The sequence below is a fragment of the Streptomyces sp. bgisy159 genome, assembly GCF_057707805.1.
Map to the genome: position 1 here is coordinate 48987 of NZ_JBYIQX010000031.1, position 21393 is coordinate 70379.

Sequence of the window (21393 nt, forward strand, 5' to 3'; positions counted from 1 at the left end):
AGCACGGCTACGGGGGAGGGCACGGTGCAACGGCACTGGGGGCTGATCGTCGAGGAGACCACGGGGATGGGGGACCGCAAGGCCTACGCGGCCAAGGTCCTGGAACACGTCACCGGCACCCACGAGCAGGCCATGGCACGGCTGGAGGAGCACGCCCGCTCGTACTCGCCAGAGCACCCGATGAACGCGGTCAGCACCCGCCTGTATCGGACGGGCGAGGGTTTCCTGCTGGTCAAGGAGGGCTCCATGCGGAGCTACGGCTGCCGCTTCGCGGTCGCCGAGGTGCTGTACGACAGCGTGGAGGAGGCACGGCGGATCGCGGCCGCCCGCGAGGCCGAGCGACAGGCCGAGGCCGAGCGCAAGGCCGCCGAGAAGGCGGCCAGGCGCGCCGGGCGCCGCTCCCGCTGGGGGCTCTGACGAACGCGCGGCGGGCGGCCCGGCGGCTACCCTGCCGATCATGCTTGTCGCCGCCGCAGTCTGCCCCTGCCCTCCGCTGCTAGTCCCCGAGGTCGCCGCGGGCGCCGCGCCCGAAATGGACGCGGCCCGCGCCGCCTGCACGGACGCGCTCGGGGTGCTCGCCGCCGCCCGCCCGGACCGGCTCGTGGTCGTCGGACCGGCCGGGCCGGACCGACGCGGCGCGCATCCCGAGGGCACCTGGGGATCGTTCCGCGGCTTCGGCGTGGCCCTCGACGTACGGCTGGGCCGCCCCGGACCGGACACCGAGTCCCCTGCGCCGTCCGAGGACCGGCTGCCGCCGTCGCTGGCCGTGGCCGCGTGGCTGCTGCGGCGCACGGGCTGGGCGGACGCACCGATCGACGCGCTCGGGGTGGGGGAGTCGCTGCCCGCCGAGCGGTGCGCCGAGGCCGGGCGGGACATCGCCGCCCGGGCCGAGCGGGTGGCGCTGCTGGTGATGGGCGACGCCAGCGCCTGCCGCACCCTCAAGGCCCCCGGCTACCTGGACGAACGGGCGGCGCCCTTCGACGCGTCCGTCGCCCGCGCCCTCGCGGAGGCGGACATCGACGCCCTCAAGGCGCTGGACGTCGAACTGGCCCGGCAGCTCATGGCATCCGGCCGCGTGCCCTGGCAGATCCTCGCCGGTGCCGCCGAGGGGGCCGACCTGACCGGCGCCCTGCTGTACGAGGCCGCACCGTACGGCGTCGGCTACCTGGTGGCGGCCTGGTCGTAGCCGCCGGACCCGCCCCGGAGATACCGGACGGCCGCGAAGCAGGGGCTTTCGCGGCCGTCCGGTGATCCGGCGGGCGGGATCGGTGCCGCTCAGGAGGCCGGCGGTGGTGAGTCCTGCGGCGGAGCCGCCCGGCCGCCGCGGTCCTTGTGCGCCAGCCGGTCCACGGCGTCCTTCGCCCGGTCGGTGCCCGCGTGGATCCGGTCGCTGTACTTGCCCTTGGTCTTCTCGTCGACGGCCTTCGCCGCCTTGTGGAGACCGTGCTGCACCTTGCCCCCGTGCTGGTGAGCGAGGCTGGACACCTTGTCCTTCGCGGGGGCGAGCTTGGCCTTCATTTCGTTCAGCAGACCCATGGGTCACCTTCCCTCGGGGGGCGGGTCACGTGCGGGCGCCCTCGCCGGCCTCGCTGTCGGCGCCCGCCTCGGCGGACTGCTGACGGGGGATTCCCACACCGACGTCCGCGTCGGTCTCCGGTGCCGCTTCCGCCGTGTCGGCGGCCGCCTCCGGCCGTGCCGACGGCTCTTCGGTGGGGGCGGCAGTGTCCCCGGTCACCTCGGCCGTGCCCGGCCCGGCCGGGTCGGCCGGCCCCTCGGCGGTGGTCGTGGCCGCCGTGGCCACCTGCTCCGAGACCGCCTCCTCAGTGGTCTTCGACCTCCGAAGAAGTCGCGCAAAAACGCCCATATCAACTCCATACGTTACTCGTGCGGGCGGCATCCCGCGTCGCGCCGGAAAACCTCGCAACGGGCAACGACGCCGGGCCCGCACCGTCACGTAGCTCGTTCGAGGGCAGGGCCGGAGGTTTGGGAGACTGTTCCGGTGAGCAGTGCACCCCCCGCCCCCCGCGTCATCGCCGTCGTCGGACCGACCGCGGCCGGAAAGTCCGATCTCGGCGTCTTCCTGGCCCAGCGACTCGACGGCGAGATCGTCAACGCCGACTCCATGCAGCTCTACCGAGGGATGGACATCGGCACCGCCAAGCTGACGCCCGAGGAACGCGGCGGTGTGCCGCACCACCTCCTGGACATCTGGGACGTGACCGTGACGGCCTCCGTCGCCGAGTACCAGCGGCTGGCCCGGTCCCGGATCGACGCCCTGCTCGCCGAGGGCCGCTGGCCCATCCTCGTCGGCGGCTCCGGACTGTACGTGCGCGGTGCGGTCGACAACCTGGAGTTCCCCGGCACCGACCCCGAGGTGCGGGCCCGGCTGGAGGAGGAACTCGCGCTGCGCGGCTCCGGCGCCCTGCACGCGCGGCTGGCCGCCGTCGACCCCGAGGCCGCGCGCGCCATCCTGCCCGGCAACGGCCGCCGGATCGTCCGGGCGCTCGAAGTGATCGAGATCACCGGCAAGCCGTTCACGGCCAACCTGCCCGGCCACGACTCCGTCTACGACACCATCCAGATCGGCGTGGACGTGGCACGGCCCGAGCTCGACGAGCGCATCGCGCGCCGCGTCGACCGGATGTGGGCGGCCGGCCTCGTGGACGAGGTGCGCGCACTGGAGGCGCACGGCCTGCGCGGGGGGCGTACGGCGTCGCGAGCGCTCGGCTACCAGCAGGTGCTCGCGGCGCTGGCCGGCGAGTGCACCGAGGACGAGGCACGGGCGGAGACCGTACGTGCCACCAAGCGCTTCGCGCGCCGCCAGGATTCATGGTTCAGGCGCGATCCCCGGGTGAACTGGTTGAGTGGGGCCGCCACGGACCTCCGGGAACTTCCGCGGCGCGCCCTGGCATTGGTCGAACGACCGGTTACAGCCTGATCACGTCATGGCATCGGGACGCCCAGGCCGTCATCCGGGCCTCCGGCGCCGTGCCATCATCAAACTTCGATCGACCAAGTGGAGTCCGAGTTGGGAGGGCGCGTGGCGATGGAGGCCGGCCCTCGCGACACCGCACGAAGCACCGAATCCGTCACCCCCGAGCGGGAGGAAGCGGAGTCGGCGGACCTGCGTGCGGACCTTGCCGACGAGCACCTCAGCCCGGACGGGCCGGACGACGACACGCCCGACGGCGTGACCGAGGACGGCCCGGACCCCGAGGAGATCTTCGAAAGCGGCCCGGAGGTCGAGGTCGAGCTGCGCCCGCAACGCCGGATGCGGATCTGGCAGCTGGCGCCCATCGTCGCGCTCGCCGCCGCCGGCTCCCTGATGTTCGCCTTCCCGCTCGCCTTCGACTTCGGTGACAGCGGGGCGATGACCGCCATGCTCGGTCTGCTGATCTGCTCCTGCGCGGCCGGCTGGGGCATGATGGCCGCCCGCCGCGTGGGCTCCACCTGGCCCGGCCTGCCCCAGCGCGGATCCGGCCGCCGCCCCGACTGGCGCGTGATCCTCACCTACGCGGTGGTGGTGGCCGCGGTGGTGGTGCTGGCCGTGTGGCGGGTCGCCCGACTGCGCTGACCTGCTCGGCACCGCCCCGACCGGCGCCTTGCGGGGGCTGCCCGCGCGACGGTGGCGCGGAGGTCCCGCCCACGCGCGCGTGCACGGCCATGGGCCCGCCGCCCGCCGCCTTGACCGACCGGGTGTCCTGACCACCCCGTACGATCGAGGAATGAGCACGCGGATCGCCTTCCTCAAGGGGCACGGCACCGAGAACGACTTCGTGATCGTCCCGGACCCCGAGAACACCGTCGACCTGTCCCCCGCCGCCGTGGCCGCACTGTGCGACCGCCGAGCGGGCATCGGCGGCGACGGGCTGCTGCACGTCGTGCGGTCCGCCGCGCACCCGGAGGCGGCGCACCTGGCCGCCGAGGCCGAGTGGTTCATGGACTACCGCAACGGCGACGGGTCGGTCGCCGAGATGTGCGGCAACGGCGTCCGGGTGTTCGCGCGCTATCTCCAGCATGCCGGTCTCGCCCCCGTCGGCGACCTGCGCATCGCGACGCGGGGCGGCGTGAAGGCCACGCACATCGCCAAGGAGGGCGACATCACGGTCGGCATGGGCCGCGCGGCGCTCCCCGAGGGAGAGGTCACGGTGAGCGTCGGCGAGCTCAGCTGGCCCGCGCGGAACGTGAACATGGGCAACCCGCACGCGGTGGCCTTCGTCGATGACCTGGCGCACGCCGGCGACCTGCACTCCCCGCCGCCCGTCAGCCCGGCCGCCGCCTATCCGGACGGGGTCAACGTCGAGTTCGTCGTCGACCGCGGTCCCCGGCACGTCGCGCTGCGGGTGCACGAGCGCGGCGTCGGCGAGACCCGCTCCTGCGGCACCGGTGCGTGCGCCGTCGCCGTCGCCACCGCCCGCCGCGACGGCGCCGACCCGGCCGCGACCGGCACGCCGGTCACCTACACCGTCGACGTCCCCGGCGGCCGCCTGACCATCACCGAGCGGCCCGACGGGGAGATCGAGATGACCGGCCCCGCCGTGATCGTCGCCGAGGGCGAGATCGATCCCGAGTGGCTGGAAACCGCCGTTCGCTGAGGGGTGCGGGCTTCGTATCGCAGGTCCGGGGGCGCGCACGGCGTACGAGTGAGCCCCCGGGAGGCGGGCACGGGTTCGACATCGCGAACCGGCCGCCTTCTGATGGCGCGAAAACGTAAACCTGCCAACCATCGCTCGAATGGGTGATCCGTTTCACGCTCGGCGAGAGGCGGTCGGTCGCACGTGGTGGGCTCGGTAGCATCAAGCACCGGCCCGGGCGGGGGACCGTCGCCAGTCCCCTGAGCCGTGCCCGCCCTGGGGCACCCGTCCGCCGGTCCACGCAGCCGGAGGTGCCCATGAGTGCGGAGGCCACGAATCCCGCGACCCCAGGCCCGGTGGTGCCTGCGGCCGCCCGCAGGCGCAGCCGCCCCCGCATCGACCTGCGCCGACTGGGCCGGGCCGCCCTGCTCGGCCCCACCGCACGGGACCGCCTGCCCGACGCCATCAGCCACGTCGTGGACGCCCACCGCGCCCACCATCCGGACGCCGGCCTGGAGCCGTTGCGCCGCGCCTATGTCCTTGCCGAGTCCTCGCACCGCGGACAGATGCGCAAGAGCGGCGAGCCGTACATCACCCATCCACTCGCCGTGACGCTCATCCTGGCCGAACTCGGCGCCGAGACCACGACGTTGACGGCGTCCCTGCTCCACGACACCGTGGAGGACACCGAGGTGACGCTGGATCAGGTCGGCGCGGAGTTCGGCGAGGAGGTGCGCTATCTCGTGGACGGCGTCACCAAGTTGGAGAAGGTCGACTACGGCGCCGCCGCCGAACCCGAGACCTTCCGCAAGATGCTCGTCGCCACCGGCAACGACGTCCGTGTGATGTCGATCAAACTCGCCGACCGGCTGCACAACATGCGCACCCTGGGCGTGATGCGCCCCGAGAAACAGGCCCGCATCGCCAAGGTGACCCGCGACGTGCTGATCCCGCTCGCCGAGCGGCTGGGCGTCCAGGCGATCAAGACGGAACTGGAGGACCTGGTCTTCGCGATCCTCCACCCCGAGGAGTACCAGCACACGCGCGAGCTGATCGCCGAGAACGCCGCCCGCGCCGACGACCCGCTCGCCGAGTTCGCCGACGCGATGCGCGCGGTGCTGCGCGAGGCCGACATCCAGGCCGAAGTCCTGATCCGGCCCCGGCACCTCGTCTCCCTGCACCGCGTGTCCCGCAAGCGGGGACAGCTGCGCGGCGCCGACTTCGGGCGGCTGCTGGTCCTCGTCACCGAGGACGCCGACTGCTATGCCGTCCTCGGCGAACTGCACACCTGCATGACGCCGGTCGTCTCGGAGTTCAAGGACTTCATCGCCGTACCCAAGTTCAACCTGTACCAGTCGCTGCACACCGCCCTCGCCCGTGAGGACGGTCAGGTCGCCGAGGTCCTCATCCGCACCCACCTGATGCACAAGGTCGCCGAGGCCGGCGTCGTCGCCCTCGGCAACCCCTACTCCGCGCCCGCGGAGGAGCAGGCCCCGGGCGACACGGGGGACGGCGAACGCATCGACCCGACCCGGCCCGGCTGGCTCTCCCGGCTCCTCGACTGGCAGCGGGCGGCACCCGATACCGACACCTTCTGGTCCACCCTGCGCGAGGACCTCGCCCAGGACCGTGAGATCACCGTGTTCCGCCCCGACGGCGGCACCCTCGGTCTCCCCGAGGGCGCCACCTGCGTCGACGCCGCCTACGCCCAGTACGGCGAGGACGCGCACGCGTGCCTCGGCGCGCGCGTCAACGGGCGGCTGGCGACCCTGAGCACCGTGCTGCGGGACGGCGACACCGTCCAGCTCCTCATGGGACAGGACCCCGCGTCGGAGCCCTCCCGCAAGTGGCTGGAGCACGCGCACACGCCCGCCGCCCGGATCGCCATCCAGCGCTGGCTGGCGACGCACGGGGGAGCCCCGGGGGCGGACGGCGGCGAAGGGCCCGACAGCCCCGGAACCACCGACCCGGCCGCGACGAACGACAGGGCCGCGACGAACGACGGGTCCGAGACGAACGACAGGGCCAACGGCCGGGCCGCGACGAACGACCGGGCCGATGCGACACAGAGCGCCGGGGCGGGACGGCGCGCCGGGGGACGACGCGGAACGCGCGCGGCGGGGACGGCCGAAGACGCGGCGGGCACCGGCACCGGACCGGCCTCCACAGCGCGACCCGCGGCCGCGATCGCCGTCAGCGGGCGGCCCGACGCCGGCGTCCGGCTCGCCGGCTGTTGCACGCCCGTACCGTCCGACGAGGTCACCGGATTCGACGTACGCGGGGGAGTGGTGACCGTGCACCGCGTGGAATGCGCCGTCGTGGCGCGCATGAAGGACGCGGGGCGCGCGGAGGTCGACGTGCGCTGGGGTGACACCACGGCCTGCCGTGTCACCCTGGTCGCCGAATCGTTCGGCCGCCCGCATCTGCTGGCGGATCTCACCGAGGCCATCGCCCTCGAAGGCGCCGAGATCGTCTCGGCCACGGTGGCACCGCCGACGCAGCAGCGCGTCCACCACACCTACACGCTGAGCCTGCCCGACGCGGCCGGACTGCCGGCGCTGATGCGAGCCATGCGCGACGTGCCCGGCGTCTACGACGTCAGCCGAGCCCGGAACCAGGCACCGACCGGCTGACCCGGGGCGCGCCCGCACGCGTGACCGTCGCTGACGCTCAGCACCATCGCGCAGGTCTACCGGCCGCGCCCGCACGCGCGCGTGACCGTCGAGCACCGCGTGCGCCCCGACGGCCGGTTCCGCCGGCGAGTGGACGCGCGGCACGCGCGCGTGCCCTCCTGAGCGGGACCCGGCCCGCCCGTCAGCGTCACGCGCGGGAGAGCACCCCGTTCGGGTGGGCCGGGCGCGCGCCGTCGCCGTGGTGCCCGTCCCCCCTGGTAGCGGTGGTCCATGCCGCTGACCCCCCGCGATCGCACCTGCCCCGTCCCAGCCGCCGGCAGCGCCGCCGCACCACGGCCCGCCGCTCCTCGCCCCCGTCCGAGGAAGAGCCGCCGACTGCGCGCCGGCGCTCTCCTCGCGTCCGCCGCTTCCCTCGCCCTGGTCGCCGCGAGCGCCCCCGCGGAGCCGCTGGGGGTCGGTGACCGTCTCTTCCCGTACCTCGGCAACCCGGGGTACGACGTGGCCGCGTACGACCTGTCCTTCACGTACTCCGGCAGCAACAGCGAGCCGCTCCGGGCGGTCACGACCATCGACGCCTGGACCACCACCCCGCTCGACCGCGTCAACCTCGACTTCGCCCACGGCACGGTCGACTCGGTCGAGGTCGACGGCGAGTCCGCGTCCTTCGCCACCGCCGGTGACGACCTGGTCGTCACACCCGAGGACCCGCTGCCCGAGGGCAGCTGGATGCGGATCACGGTCCGCCACACCAGCGACCCCGTCCCGGCCCCGGACCGGGACGGCGGATGGGTCCGCACCGCGGACGGGCTCGCCATGGCCAACCAGGCCGACGCGGCCCACCTGGTCTTCCCGTGCAACGACCACCCGTCCGACAAGGCCATGTTCACCGTGCGGATCACCGCCCCGAACGGCTACACGGCCGTCGCCAACGGCGTGCCCGCCGACGTCGACCGGGCAGGTCGGCGGACCACCTGGACGTACCGCACACGGCACCCCATGGCCACCGAACTCACCCAGGTCTCGATCGGGCGTTCCACCGTCCTGCACCGCGAGGGTCCGCACGGGCTGCCCCTGCGCGACGTCGTGCCCGCCCGGCACCGCGACGCCCTGGAGCCGTGGCTGAAGAAGACACCCGAGCAGATCTCCTGGATGGAGGAGCGGGTCGGTCCGTACCCCTTCGAGACCTACGGTCTGCTCGTGGCCGACGCCTCCACCGGTTTCGAGCTGGAGACGCAGACCCTGTCCCTCTTCGAGAAAGGGCTGTTCACCGACCCCGGCTACCCCTCCTGGTACATCGAGTCGATCATGGTGCACGAGCTGTCCCACCAGTGGTTCGGCGACAGCGTCGCCCCGCGCGCGTGGTCCGACCTGTGGCTCAACGAGGGGCACGCCACCTGGTACGAAGCCCTGTACGCGCAGGAGAAGGGCAAGCGGTCGATGGAGGCGCGCATGAAGGCCGCGTACGGTGCCTCCGACCGCTGGCGCGCCGCGGGCGGCCCCCCGGCCGCGCCCAAGCCGCCCGAGCGGGGCCGGAAGATCGGCATCTTCCGCGCCAACGTCTACGACGGCGCCGCGCTCGTCCTGTACGCGCTGCGCGAGACGATCGGGCAGCGGTCCTTCGACCAACTGGAGCGGGCCTGGGTGCGGGAGCACCAGGACGGTACGGCGAGCACGGCCGACTTCGTCGAGCTGGCGGGCCGGATCTCCGGCCGCGACCTCGACGGCTTCTTCCGAGCCTGGCTGTACGGCGAGAAGACCCCACCGATGCCCGGCCACCCCGACTGGACCACGGTCGCACCGACCGTCCGGCCCGCGCGCTGACACCGGGCGGGCCCCGCCGATAAGGCGGTGACGAGACGGGCCGTGCCGTGCGACCATCGTGAGGTCGGCGCGGCACGGGGCACGGGAATCTCCCGGGGTGCTCGTGCGTTGTGCAGTGTGACCGCCGCATCGGCATACCCAACGACGTAAGGACCCAATGACCTCCTCTTCTTCCCCTTCCCAGGACACCAAGCGCTTCGCGCACACCTATCCCGAAGGTCTTCGGGCCGATGCCCTGATGGAAGAGGACGTCGCCTGGAGCCACGAGATCGACGGAGAGCGGGACGGCGACCAGTTCGACCGCTCCGAGCGCGCGGCTCTGCGCCGCGTGGCGGGCCTCTCCACCGAGCTCGAGGACGTCACCGAGGTCGAGTACCGTCAGCTCCGCCTGGAGCGGGTCGTCCTGGTCGGCGTCTGGACCACGGGAACCGTGCGGGACGCGGAGAACTCGCTCAGCGAGCTCGCCGCCCTCGCCGAGACCGCGGGCGCTCTCGTGCTCGACGGCGTGATCCAGCGCCGCGACAAGCCCGACGCCGCCACCTACATCGGCTCCGGCAAGGCCGAGGAGCTGCGCGACATCGTCATCGAGACGGGCGCGGACACCGTCATCTGCGACGGTGAGCTGAGCCCCGGCCAGCTGATCCACCTGGAAGACGTCGTCAAGGTCAAGGTCATCGACCGTACGGCCCTGATCCTCGACATCTTCGCCCAGCACGCCAAGTCCCGTGAGGGCAAGGCGCAGGTCGCGCTCGCCCAGATGCAGTACATGCTGCCGAGGCTGCGCGGCTGGGGTCAGTCGCTGTCCCGGCAGATGGGCGGCGGCAAGGGCGGCGGCCTCGCCACCCGTGGCCCCGGTGAGACCAAGATCGAGACGGACCGGCGCCGGATCCGCGAGAAGATGGCGAAGATGCGCCGGGAGATCGCGGAGATGAAGACCGGCCGGGAGATCAAGCGCCAGGAGCGCAAGCGCCACAAGGTGCCGTCGGTAGCCATCGCGGGCTACACCAACGCCGGCAAGTCGTCCCTGCTCAACCGCCTGACCGGCGCGGGCGTGCTGGTCGAGAACGCCCTGTTCGCGACCCTGGACCCGACCGTCCGGCGTGCGGAGACCCCGAGCGGCCGGCTGTACACGCTGGCGGACACCGTCGGCTTCGTCCGGCATCTGCCGCACCACCTGGTCGAGGCGTTCCGCTCCACCATGGAGGAGGTCGGCGAGTCCGACCTGATCCTGCACGTGGTGGACGGCTCGCACCCCGACCCGGAGGAGCAGCTGCTCGCCGTGCGCGAGGTGATCAGGGACGTCGGAGCCACCGACGTCCCCGAGATCGTCGTGATCAACAAGGCGGACGCGGCGGACCCGCTGGAACTCCAGCGCCTGCTGCGGATCGAGAAGCGCGCCATCGCGGTCTCGGCCCGCACCGGCCAGGGCATCGCCGAACTGCTCGCCCTGATCGACAACGAGCTGCCCCGGCCGTCCGTCGAGGTCGAGGCTCTGGTGCCGTACACGCACGGCAAGCTGGTCGCCCGCGCCCACACCGAGGGCGAGGTGATCTCCACGGAGCACACCGCGGAGGGAACCCTGCTCAAGGCCCGGGTGCACGAGGAACTGGCGGCGGACCTCGCGCCGTACGTGCCGGCAGCGGCGCTCTGACCGCACCGAACAGGAACAGGAGGCCCGCCCCTCGCACAGGGGCGGGCCTCCCGCCGTACGGGGTCACCGTACGGGGGTCGTCGACCGCCTTACGTCGCGCTCATGTCCCGGTAGAACACCTCGGCCGGCCGGCCCAGTTGCGTGCCGGCCGGCCGAGGTGCTGTCGCGAGAGGGCCTGGGCCTCGCGTACCGCACGCCACGGTGACACCCCACTCCGCCCGTGGGATCCGGGACGAACGGCGGCGGGCCCGTGAAGGTTTCCGTCACGACGCCCGCCAGCCGCCCGTGCCCGGCCACAGGTCAGCGTCCGGCGAACTTCCCGCTCACCGCGTCGTACACGCCCTTGGCCTCCTTGCCCAGCCGCGGGCCCGCCAGCCAGCCTGAGGTGACCGGGCCGATCGACGTGTTGGACACCAGCGCCGGCTTGCCGTCCGAACCGGTCGCGACCCAGCCGCCACCGGACGAACCACCCGTCATCGTGCAGCCGATGCGGTACATCGTCGGGTCCGACGCGGTCAACGACAGTCGGCCCGGCCGGTCCTGACACTGGAACAGCTTCTGGCCGTCATAGGGGGGACCCGCCGGGTAGCCGGTCGCGGTGAGGCTCGCCACCTCGGTTACCGCCGGCGCGTCGAAGTCGACCGGCAGAGCCGAACCGACCGTCTCCTCCAGCGACTTGCCCGACGAGCCCTTCTCCGGCGTCACATGGATCACCGCGAAGTCGTACGGCGCCCCGTCCCCACCGGTCTGACCGCCCTGCTCGATCCACTGGTCCGAGGTCTGCGCCCAGTCGCCCCACCACACGCCGTACGGAGCGACCTGCTCGCGCGTGGCGCTCTCCAGCCTGTCGGCCGGCATGGCCGGGTCGTTGTACGAGGGCACGAACGCGATGTTGCGGTACCAGCCGCCCTTCTTGCCGGCGTGCACACAGTGGCCCGCGGTCCACACCAGGTTGGACTTGCCGGGGTGCGCCGGGTCCTGGACGACGGTCGCCGAGCAGACCATCGTGCCCTCGGGGGAGTCGAAGAAGACCTTGCCGGCCTCCGGCGCGTTGGCGTGGTACGTGGCCGGCACGGCCCGCGCGTCGACCGGGTCCGGCTCCGGATCGGTCACTCCTTGGTCGCCGGAGAGGTCGTTGTCCTCGACACCGCGGTCCGGGTCCTCGGCGTCCCGCATCCGGTCCGGGTCCCACAGGCCCTCGATGATCGGGTTGACGAAGTCCTGCGCCTCACGCAGCCAGTCGTCCTTGTCCCAGTTCTTCCAGGCGCCGTTCCGCCACTTGTCGAGGTCGATCCCGTGCTCCTTGAGCTTGTCCTTGATGTCCTGCGGGATCTGGATCTTCCCGTCGCCGACGGCGGACGCCGAAGCGCCGGCCGCTCCACCGGCGTCGGAGTCCCCCGACGCACAGGCCGTGGTGGTGAGCGCGAGCACGGAGGCGAGGGCGACGGCGGTGAGAACGGGGGACGTTCCGCGGCCCGCGTTCCTTCCCCGACGAGCGGTGAACGGCGGACGTATCGATCGCATGGTCTGACTCCCCCTGGTATGGACGAACTCGGAGCCGAGGCGGGGCCTACCGCCGCGACCGGTGATGATCTCACGGCGGATGCGCGACGGCCCCGTGGCCCGGGCAACGGCATCACACGATATGCCGTCGCCGTCGGGGACTTCCGATGGAACGGCAACGGTTCGGCTACAAGGCGCCTGACCTGCCAGGTCGCTGACGGGGCTTGAGCGTCACGAGGAGTACGGGAGCGGCACGGTGCGAGGACCCGCCCCCCGGCCGGTCACGGATCTCGCGTCCACCCGTAACCCATCGGCCCGTTCGCGGTTGGTAGCGATGAGGAGTCGGATGCCTGCGGGCGGGCTCCGTGCGGAGGATCACCCAAGGGGCGGGGTGGCGCCGGCCATGGATCGGGCCGGAACCGTTCGGATCAGGGCGCCGGACACCAAGAGCGGGTGCGCGCATGCCGGTGCGCGCGGTCCGCGACCGATGAACTCGCCCCTGTACAGCGGGAGGACAGGGAGCCGTGACCGTCACCGAGTCTGCGTCCGAAGAGGCCGCCGGGGAGCGGAAGGGAGCCGTCGGGGGGCGCGTGGGGGCACGCCACGCGCACGAAGGGATCCTGCGCCGTCAGTCCGCCCGCGAGTCCGCGGCACGCACCTACGCGCGGGCCCTGCCCATCGTCCCGGTACGGGCCCGCGGTCTGACCATCGAGGGCGCGGACGGACGTCGTTACCTCGACTGCCTCTCCGGTGCCGGCACCCTCGCGCTCGGCCACAACCACCCGGTCGTCCTGGAGGCGATCCGCGGGGTCCTCGACTCGGGTGCGCCCTTGAACGTCCTGGACCTCGCCACCCCCGTCAAGGACGCCTTCATCACCGAACTCTTCCGGACCCTGCCTCCCGGACTCGCCGACCGCGCGCGCGTGCAGTTCTGCGGCCCCGCCGGTACGGACGCTGTGGAGGCAGCCCTGAAACTGGTACGGGCCGCGACCGGCCGCACCGGGGTCCTGGCCTTCACCGGCGCCTACCACGGCATGACCGCCGCCGCCCTGGACGCCTCCGGTCACGCTGCCGACGTCCGGGTCACCCGCCTGCCCTACCCGTACGACTACCGCTGCCCGTTCGGCGTCGGCGGTGAGCGCGGCGCCGACCTCGCCGCCCGCTGGACGGAGTCCGTCCTCGACGACCCCAAGGCGGGAGTGCGCCCACCCTCCGGGATGATTCTCGAACCGGTCCAGGGCGAAGGCGGGGTGATCCCCGCGCCCGACGCCTGGATGCGCCGTATGCGGGAGATCACGGTGGACCGGTCCGTCCCGCTGATCGCCGACGAGATCCAGACCGGGGTCGGCCGCACCGGAGCCTTCTGGGCGGTCGAGCACAGCGGGATCACCCCCGACGTGATGGTGCTGTCCAAAGCCATCGGCGGCAGCCTGCCGCTGGCCGTCGTCGTGTACCGCGAGGACCTCGACGTCTGGGAACCCGGTGCTCACGCGGGTACCTTCCGTGGCAACCAGCTCGCCATGGCCGCGGGAACCGCCACCCTCGCGTACGTGCGCGAACATCGCCTCGCCGACCACGCCGCCGCGCTCGGCGACCGCATGCTGCGACAACTCGGTCCGCTGGCCGAGGACTTCCCGCACGTGGGTGAGGTGCGCGGAAGAGGGCTGATGATCGGGCTGGAGATCGTGGACCCGGAGGGGGAGGGCTCGGCCGAGTGCGGACCCGGCGGCTTCCGTACCGGCCGGTCCGGCGAGGAGCGCGACGGAAGCGGCCCGCCCGGCCCGGATGCAAGGGGGTGCGCCTCGGCTGACGGTCCGGACGCCGGGGCGGTGGCCCTGCCGGGCGCCCCGGAGCCCCGTCGCCGTCCCGCGCCCGCCGCACCGCACCTGGCGGCCGCCGTCCAGCGGGAGTGCCTGCGCCGGGGCCTCATCGTCGAACTCGGCGGGCGCCACGCGAGCGTCGTCCGGCTGCTGCCACCCCTGACCATCACCGACGAACAGGCGACCGCGGTGGTCGACCGGCTCGCCGACGCGGTGGCCGCGGCGGGCCGGGAACGGACGGGCCGTCGCCCGTCGCCCCCGGCCGGCGACGACCGGCCATGTACCGGACTCCAGCCGGATCCGGGCGGCGTACTGCCCGAGAGCAGTGAGTCCTCGCCCTAGCCACCTTGGCCGGTACACCCGCCCGTGCGCCGGTGACGCGCCCGCCGAACCTCCGTCGGCGGTGGACGGCATCCGGCCGCCCGGCCTCTCACAAGTCACCCGCTTCATGTTCCGCACCAGCTCCCTCGCCGTCCGTTCCACGTTCCGCACCAGCCCCCTCGCCACTCGCTCCACGTTCCGCAGCGACTCCCACGCCATCCGCACCCTCGCGCACACCCTCGTTCTCTCAGTCAGCCCCATCGCGCCCACCTCCGAGGAACCGTCGTGACCCCCTCCCCGTCCGCCAACTCGCGACCGCACACGCCCACTCCGCCCACCGCCCCCTCGCCCTTCTCGGCGAACGGGGGTTCCGTCCCCCGCCAGCCACAGCCAGGAGCCCTCTCGAGGCGCCCCGGAAACGCCGGGGCCGACCCCCTGGACCAGGCCGATCCGCACAGCGCCGCCCAGTCCGCCGCCGTCGAGAACCTCCTGCGCTGCTGGGTACGCGAGACAGGTGTGCCCACCCCCGCCGACGGCGTCCTGCACATTCCCCTCCCGGCCTCCGCCACGACCCTGTTCGTCCCCCTCCACCACTGGTCCCCGACCGGTTGGCACCGCTTCGGCCCACCGCGGCTGGCCGACGCCCCCGCACCGTGTCCGCCCCTGGACGCGGTCACGGTTGCGGCCCTCCTGGCCCGCGAGGCGGGACACGACGGCGCGCGGCACCCTCGCACGCCGACGCCCGCTGACACCGTCGAGCTGGTGGCACGGGTCGCCGACTCCGTGCGCCGCACGGCGACCTTCATCGCCGAGCGCCGCGCCCGACCGGCCGACGGAAACGATCAGTTCCTCTCCGCCGAGCAGGCCCTGGTCCTCGGCCACCCGCTCCACCCGACCCCCAAGAGCCGTGAGGGGCTGAGCGAAGCCGAAGCGGCACGCTACTCACCGGAGTCGCGGGGTTCCTTCCCGGTGCACTGGCTGGCCGTCTCTCCCTCCGTGCTCGCCACCGACTCGGCCTGGACGCAACGCGGACGAGCCGTCCCGGCCGACCAACTGACCTCCCGGCTGGCCGGCGCCGGACTGCCGCTGCCGGACGGCTGGGCCGCCCTGCCACTGCACCCCTGGCAGGCCCGCACAGTCGGCCACCGGCCGGAAGTCGCCGCCCTGTTCGACGCCGGACTGCTGCGTGACCTCGGGCCCCACGGTTCCCCGTGGCATCCCACCTCCTCCGTCCGTACCGTCTACCGGTCCGGCGCTCCCGCCATGCTCAAGCTGTCCCTGGGCCTGAGCATCACCAACTCCCGCCGCGAGAACCTCCGCAAGGAACTCCACCGGGGCGTCGAGGTGCACCGACTGCTGCGGGCCGGCCTGTTCCGGCGGTGGCAGGCCGCCCACCCCGGCTTCGACATCGTGCGCGACCCGGCCTGGCTCGCCGTCGACGCGCCGGACGGGACCCCGGTCGCCGGGCTGGACGTGGTGCTCCGGCACAACCCCTTCGCCCCGTCCGACGCCCCCATGTGCGTCGCAGGTCTCTGCTCCCCCCGGCCCCAGCCCCCGGCGACCAACGACCTGTCCACCGGTCTGCCCAACGGTCTGCGCACGGTCAGCTCCGCCGGATGCGACACCGGGCATCCCGGGCCGGACCGTGCCGGATCGGACCGTCCGGCACCAGGCCTTCACGGGCCGAACCGCCCCGGACCTGGCCGTGTCGGATCGGCACGGGCCACCGCCGCCACCCGCTCCCGGCTGGCCATCGTCGTCGCGGCCCTCGCCGGGCGCACCGGACGCCCCCTCGGAGCCGTCGCCGCCGAGTGGTTCCTGCGCTACCTGCGGGAGGTGGTCCGTCCTGTGCTGTGGCTGGACGGCGAGGCGGGCGTCGCGCTGGAGGCCCACCAGCAGAACACCCTCGTCCTGCTCGACCCGGACGGCTGGCCCGTCGGCGGCCGCTACCGCGACAACCAGGGCTACTACTTCCGACAGTCCCGTCACGGCGACCTCGACGCCCTGCTGCCCGGCATCGGCTCCGACAGCGACACCTTCGTACCCGACGAGGTCGCCGACGAACGCTTTGCCTACTACCTCGGCATCAACAACGTGCTGGGCCTGATCGGAGCCTTCGGCTCCCAACGCCTCGCCGACGAGGAGCTGTTGCTCGCCGCCTTCCGCCGCTTCCTCCAGGACGCCGCCCGGGGACCGCACCGGCTGCGCAGCACGCTTCCCGACCTCCTGCTCGACTCACCCCGGCTGCGCTGCAAGGCCAATCTGCTGACCCGCCTGCACGGCCTGGACGAACTCGCCGGGCCGGTGGACACCCAGTCCGTCTACGTCACCATCACCAACCCCCTCCACCTCTGATCATCCGCTTGGGCGCCGGTCCCCGCCCGTGTCCGTCACGGGCTCTCCCCCCGCCCTTCGTCGCCGAGGAACCCGCCCCCTTGGAAGGAGCCTCCTGTGCCCGCCGCCGACATCCGCGCCGCTACTCCCGCCGCTTCCGAGACCACCCATGCCACCCATGCCGCGGATGTCGAGGAGACGCTGGAGCTGCGCCTGCCCTTCGAGTACCTCGACGCTCTCGCGGACGAGGGGCCCGCGACGGGAGGCGAGGACCTGCTCGACCACGTCGGCGAGTGGGGGCCCGTCGTCACACCGGCGGGCGTCTTCCAGCTCGCCCCCGTCAGCGTCGAACGGGACCTGACCCTGGTGGCCCGCTGGATGAACGACCCGGCCGTCGAGGCCTTCTGGGAACTGGCGGGCCCCGAGGCGGTCGTCGAGGAGCATCTGCGCCACCAGCTCCACGGCGACGGCCGCAGCGTCCCTTGCCTGGGACTGATGGAGGGAACACCGATGAGTTACTGGGAGATCTACCGGGCCGATCTCGACGAACTCGCCCGGCACGCCCCCGCTCGGCCGCACGACACCGGTCTCCACCTCCTCGTCGGAGACGCCTCCGACCGTGGGCGGGGCCTCGGCAGCGTCCTGCTCAGAGCAGTCGCCGATCTCGTCCTCGACCACAGACCGGCCTGTGCCCGCGTCCTCGCCGAACCCGACCTTCGCAACACCTCGTCCATCGCCGCCTTCCTGAATGCCGGCTTCGTCTTCTGCGCGGAGGTCGACCTGCCCACGAAGCGGGCCGCACTCATGGTCCGTGACCGGACCCTGCGCCATCTGCTGTGACAGTGCGCACTGGAAGTCTCACCAGGCGTAACGCTGCGACTCCCGGTCGAGTTCCCGCCCGCGTCGAATGCGCCACCTCCTCCGGAGGCGACCCGTGCTGGGCTGCGGCCCGTCCTCCGGCGGCCGCCCGTCCGCCGTTGATTCCCCGCCCGTCACTTCCTCCCGCCCAGAGGCCCAAGGTCTTGATCCGTACCCTCCGCACCTCATCGACCCGTCGTTTGTCAGTCCCTCGCCGTAGGGTGGTCGCGCTATGACGAAGCCCTCCCTCCCCGAACTCCTGCACGCTGCCGTCACCGCCGTCGGCGGCACGGAGCGCCCCGGCCAGGTGGCCATGGCCGAAGCCGTCGCCGAAGCGATCGACGACGGCTCCCATCTGCTCGTCCAGGCCGGCACCGGCACCGGTAAGTCGCTGGGCTACCTCGTGCCCGCGCTCGCGCAGGGAGAGCGGGTGGTCGTGGCCACCGCGACCCTCGCGCTCCAGCGGCAGCTGGTGGAGCGAGACCTGCCGCGCACGGTGGAGGCACTGCACCCGCTGCTGCGCCGTCGCCCGGAGTTCGCGATGCTCAAGGGCCGGTCGAACTACCTGTGCCTGCACCGCCTGCATGAAGGCATGCCGCAGGACGAGGAGGAAGGCCTCTTCGACCAGTTCGAGGCGGCGGCCCCCACCAGCAAGCTGGGGCAGGACCTGCTGCGGCTGCGCGACTGGGCCGACGAGACGGAGTCCGGCGACCGGGACGACCTGACCCCCGGCGTCTCCGACCGGGCCTGGTCCCAGGTGTCGGTGTCGTCCCGGGAGTGCCTCGGCGCCTCGAAATGCGCCTACGGAGCCGAGTGCTTCGCGGAGATGGCCCGCGAGCGCGCCAAACTGTCCGAGGTCGTCGTCACCAACCACGCCCTGCTCGCGATCGACGCCATCGAAGGCGCTCCCGTACTCCCGCAGCACGAGGTGCTCATCGTCGACGAGGCGCACGAACTGGTCTCCCGGGTCACGGGGGTCGCCACCGGTGAACTCACGCCGGGCCAGGTCAACCGTGCGGTGCGGCGCGCCGCGAAACTCGTCAACGAGAAGGCCGCCGACCAGCTCCAGACCGCCGCCGAGGGCTTCGAACGGCTGATGGAACTGGCACTGCCCGGCCGTCTGGAAGAGATCCCGGAGGACCTCGCGTACGCCCTCATGGCGCTGCGCGACGCCGCCCGTACGGTCATCTCCGCGATCGGCGGCACTCGGGACAAGTCGGTGCAGGACGAGGACGCCGTGCGCAAGCAGGCCCTGGCCTCCGTGGAATCCGTGCACGACGTGGCGGAGCGGATCGTCAACGGCTCCGAGTGGGACGTCGTCTGGTACGAGCGGCACGACCGCTTCGGCGCCTCGCTGAGGGTGGCGCCGATGTCCGTGTCGGGCCTGCTGCGGGAGAAGCTCTTCGCGGACCGCTCCGTGGTCCTCGCCTCGGCGACCCTGAAGCTGGGCGGCGACTTCAACGGCGTGGGGGCGTCCCTCGGGCTCGCCCCCGAAGGCACCGAGGGCGAGGACGTGCCCCAGTGGAAGGGCATCGACGTCGGCTCACCGTTCGACTACCCCCGGCAGGGCATCCTGTACGTCGCCAGGCATCTGGCGCGTCCCGCGCGCGACGGCGACCGCGCCGACATGCTGGACGAGCTGTCCGAGCTGATCCAGGCCGCCGGCGGTCGCACGCTTGGCCTGTTCTCCTCCATGCGGGCGGCCCAGCTCGCCGCCGAGGAGCTGCGTGTCCGTATCCCCGAGTTCCCCATCCTCCTGCAGGGCGAGGAGACTCTCGGCGAACTGATCAAGAACTTCGCGGCTGACCCGGCGACCTGCCTCTTCGGCACGCTGTCGCTGTGGCAGGGCGTCGACGTCCCGGGCAGTAGCTGCCAGCTCGTCGTCATGGACAAGATCCCGTTCCCGCGCCCCGACGATCCTCTGATGAGCGCTCGCCAGAAGGCGGTCGAGGACGCCGGGGGCAACGGCTTCATGGCGGTGGCCGCCACGCATGCCGCGCTGCTCATGGCCCAGGGAGCCGGGCGTCTCGTACGGGCGTCGGGGGACCGGGGAGTCGTCGCGGTCCTGGACCAGCGGCTGGCCACGGCTCGCTACGGCAGCTATCTCAAGGCGTCCATGCCCGACTTCTGGTACACCACGAACCCCGACCAGGTCCGCAAGTCCCTCGCGGCGATCGACGCGGCGGCGAAGCTGAAGGAAGAGTAGGGACGCGCGGGAGCACGCTGGACAGCGGGCCAGGGTTGCCCCGACGGGCGGTGGGCCGGGCTGCTCCGACGCCGGGAGGGCGACCCACCGTCCGCACACCTGCGGTCCACTCCACTCCGGGCGTGAACCGCATATCCGTCCCGGCAGCTCACCGGCACGTGTCCGCGCAGCACAGGGCCCCGGAACCGGCGCAGGGATCCCGGGGCCCAGTCAGGGAGGGCGGAGGAGGTGAACCCGCCCGTCACCGTGCTCAGACGCGGCGCAGTACGGCCACCACCTTGCCAAGGATGGTCGCGTCGTCGCCCGGGATCGGCTCGTAGGCCGCGTTGTGCGGGAGGAGCCAGACGTGGCCGTCCTCGCGCTTGAACCGCTTGACGGTGGCCTCGCCGTCGAGCATGGCGGCCACGATGTCGCCGTTCTCCGCGACCGGCTGGCGGCGGACCGTCACCCAGTCGCCGTCGCAGATCGCGGCCTCGATCATGGAGTCGCCGACGACCTTGAGCACGAAGAGCTCACCGTCGCCGACGAGCTGGCGGGGGAGCGGGAAGACGTCCTCGACGGACTCCTCCGCCAGGATCGGGCCGCCGGCGGCGATCCGGCCGACGAGCGGCACGTAGGACGCGGCGGGCTTGCCGGTGGTGTCCGTGGGCTGCACCGGGGCGGCCTGGTCGGAGCCGCGCACCTCGTAGGCCCGCGGGCGGTGCGGGTCGCGGCGCAGGAATCCCTTGCGCTCCAGTGCCATGAGCTGGTGCGCGACGGAGGAGGTGCTGGACAGGCCGACCGCCTGGCCGATCTCCCGCATCGACGGCGGGTAGCCGCGCCGCTGGACGGAGTCGCGGATGACCTCGATCACGCGGCGCTGACGGTCGGTGAGTCCCGAGCTGTCCGCCCGGATGCCTGGAGGTCGGCCCGGCAGGGAGCGCTTGTGTCCCTCCGGACTCGTGGCTTCGTTCATCGCGTGCACCGGCTCGATTCGGCCCTGGGAGCGGTCCTGGGCAGTGATGGTGGCACTGTCTGCGGTGGTGGTCACGTCGGCCCCTCTCGATGGTCTCCCTGCTGGACAACGGTAGTTGCTTTCGAAAGGTTGCGCCAAACACACGTTCGAGTGAAAAAGCCTGGATGGCCTGACTCGATCATGTCTTGGGGTGTATAGCCGACCTCGCGCTCGGCGGCCGGAAGGGGCCGTTGTCATACTCTTCACCGCCGAGATCGCCGCCCCGCCGAGTTTGTCGCCCCAGTCTGCCATCCGCCGGACCGCACGCAGGGCATCGACTCCACCTCCCGGCGGGAGCCCCACGTCTCCTCCGTGCGGTGCTCACCGCATCTCCGTGACGCGCCGGGCAGGGCTCGCACACCGTGCCGCACCCGGGCTCTCCGTGTGCGTGGCCGGGGCGTTCTCGCGGTGCTCTCCGTGTGCGTGGTCGGGTCGTTCTCGCGGTGCTCTCCGTGCGCGTGGCCGGAGTTCTCGCGGTGCTCCCTGTGACCGTGGGGATGCGTGCTGTGAGAGTGTGCGGTGCGACACGCGCTTTGGCCTGGGTGTATGGGCCAAGCCCTAGATGTAGTGGTTGGATGGCGGCAGCAGCCCAGAAGTTGTGGTCCCCCGTGACTTCGGACCTTCCGGGATCGCCTATGCTTGGGGCTGCTTCGAGGGGCCCGTGAGGCCTCGTGAGGC

At 72.6% G+C, this 21393-nt stretch carries 17 protein-coding genes; 13 read left to right on the forward strand and 4 right to left on the reverse strand.

Annotated elements, in window-relative coordinates; all coding sequences use genetic code 11:
- Positions 1-24: 24 nt before the first annotated feature.
- Positions 25-417, forward strand: coding sequence for a hypothetical protein (locus AC3ET3_RS25800; protein ID WP_432136281.1), 393 nt, complete (start codon positions 25-27; stop codon positions 415-417).
- Positions 418-457: 40 nt separating this feature from the next.
- The gene (locus tag AC3ET3_RS25805) at positions 458-1186 is read left to right on the forward strand and encodes a class III extradiol dioxygenase subunit B-like domain-containing protein (RefSeq protein WP_435612976.1); all 729 of its coding nucleotides are present in this window, start codon (positions 458-460) and stop codon (positions 1184-1186) included.
- An 89-nt stretch (positions 1187-1275) separates the two neighbouring features.
- On the opposite strand, the gene AC3ET3_RS25810 is transcribed toward AC3ET3_RS25805, so the two are convergent.
- Together AC3ET3_RS25810 and AC3ET3_RS25815 are read right to left on the reverse strand one after the other, a co-directional pair.
- Positions 1276-1536, reverse strand: coding sequence for an antitoxin (locus tag AC3ET3_RS25810; protein ID WP_432136283.1), 261 nt, complete (start codon positions 1534-1536; stop codon positions 1276-1278).
- Positions 1537-1561: 25 nt separating this feature from the next.
- The gene (locus tag AC3ET3_RS25815; protein WP_432158094.1) at positions 1562-1864 is read right to left on the reverse strand and encodes a hypothetical protein; all 303 of its coding nucleotides are present in this window, start codon (positions 1862-1864) and stop codon (positions 1562-1564) included.
- A gap of 135 nt (positions 1865-1999) precedes the next feature.
- On the opposite strand from AC3ET3_RS25815, the gene miaA reads away from it, so the two are divergent.
- The 6 genes from miaA to hflX all read left to right on the forward strand — a co-directional run bounded on the left by miaA (position 2000) and on the right by hflX (position 10679).
- Entirely contained in the window at positions 2000-2938 is a 939-nt protein-coding gene (miaA, locus tag AC3ET3_RS25820; protein ID WP_432158093.1) for a tRNA (adenosine(37)-N6)-dimethylallyltransferase MiaA, read from the forward strand.
- A 108-nt stretch (positions 2939-3046) separates the two neighbouring features.
- A complete protein-coding gene (locus AC3ET3_RS25825; RefSeq protein WP_432136385.1) occupies positions 3047-3574 on the forward strand; it encodes a hypothetical protein in 528 nt (175 codons plus the stop codon).
- Between the two features lie 151 nt (positions 3575-3725).
- Positions 3726-4595, forward strand: coding sequence for a diaminopimelate epimerase (gene dapF, locus AC3ET3_RS25830; RefSeq protein ID WP_435612977.1), 870 nt, complete (start codon positions 3726-3728; stop codon positions 4593-4595).
- 296 nt (positions 4596-4891) lie between these two features.
- Positions 4892-7207 carry a RelA/SpoT family protein gene (locus AC3ET3_RS25835; protein WP_435612978.1) on the forward strand — a complete coding sequence of 772 codons (2316 nt, stop codon included), beginning with the start codon at positions 4892-4894 and terminating at the stop codon, positions 7205-7207.
- A gap of 270 nt (positions 7208-7477) precedes the next feature.
- Complete coding sequence (locus tag AC3ET3_RS25840) at positions 7478-9028, forward strand: M1 family metallopeptidase (protein ID WP_432158091.1); 1551 nt, start codon at positions 7478-7480, stop codon at positions 9026-9028.
- 157 nt (positions 9029-9185) lie between these two features.
- Complete coding sequence (gene hflX / locus AC3ET3_RS25845; protein WP_432136289.1) at positions 9186-10679, forward strand: GTPase HflX; 1494 nt, start codon at positions 9186-9188, stop codon at positions 10677-10679.
- A gap of 300 nt (positions 10680-10979) precedes the next feature.
- Here the strand turns inward: hflX and AC3ET3_RS25850 are convergent, their stop codons facing one another.
- On the reverse strand, positions 10980-12203 hold the full coding sequence (locus AC3ET3_RS25850) for a trypsin-like serine peptidase (RefSeq protein WP_432158090.1): 1224 nt from the start codon (positions 12201-12203) through the stop codon (positions 10980-10982).
- Between the two features lie 503 nt (positions 12204-12706).
- Between AC3ET3_RS25850 and AC3ET3_RS25855 the strand changes: the two genes are divergently transcribed.
- The 5 genes from AC3ET3_RS25855 to AC3ET3_RS25875 all read left to right on the forward strand — a co-directional run bounded on the left by AC3ET3_RS25855 (position 12707) and on the right by AC3ET3_RS25875 (position 19721).
- Positions 12707-14344, forward strand: a complete 1638-nt coding sequence (locus AC3ET3_RS25855) for a diaminobutyrate--2-oxoglutarate transaminase family protein (protein ID WP_435612979.1) — start codon at positions 12707-12709, stop codon at positions 14342-14344.
- A gap of 106 nt (positions 14345-14450) precedes the next feature.
- Positions 14451-14612, forward strand: a complete 162-nt coding sequence (locus tag AC3ET3_RS25860) for a hypothetical protein (protein ID WP_432158088.1) — start codon at positions 14451-14453, stop codon at positions 14610-14612.
- Positions 14609-16678, forward strand: coding sequence for an IucA/IucC family protein (locus tag AC3ET3_RS25865; protein ID WP_435612980.1), 2070 nt, complete (start codon positions 14609-14611; stop codon positions 16676-16678). The genes AC3ET3_RS25860 and AC3ET3_RS25865 overlap by 4 nt, the downstream gene beginning before the upstream one ends.
- Before the next feature lie 96 nt (positions 16679-16774).
- Positions 16775-17497 (forward strand): GNAT family N-acetyltransferase, encoded by a 723-nt coding sequence (locus tag AC3ET3_RS25870; RefSeq protein WP_432158086.1) that lies wholly within the window; start codon positions 16775-16777, stop codon positions 17495-17497.
- A gap of 250 nt (positions 17498-17747) precedes the next feature.
- Positions 17748-19721: an ATP-dependent DNA helicase gene (locus AC3ET3_RS25875; protein ID WP_432136294.1), complete on the forward strand. Its 1974-nt coding sequence runs from the start codon at positions 17748-17750 to the stop codon at positions 19719-19721.
- Positions 19722-19971: 250 nt separating this feature from the next.
- On the opposite strand, the gene lexA is transcribed toward AC3ET3_RS25875, so the two are convergent.
- Positions 19972-20751, reverse strand: coding sequence for a transcriptional repressor LexA (lexA, locus tag AC3ET3_RS25880; RefSeq protein WP_432136295.1), 780 nt, complete (start codon positions 20749-20751; stop codon positions 19972-19974).
- Positions 20752-21393: the final 642 nt, after the last annotated feature.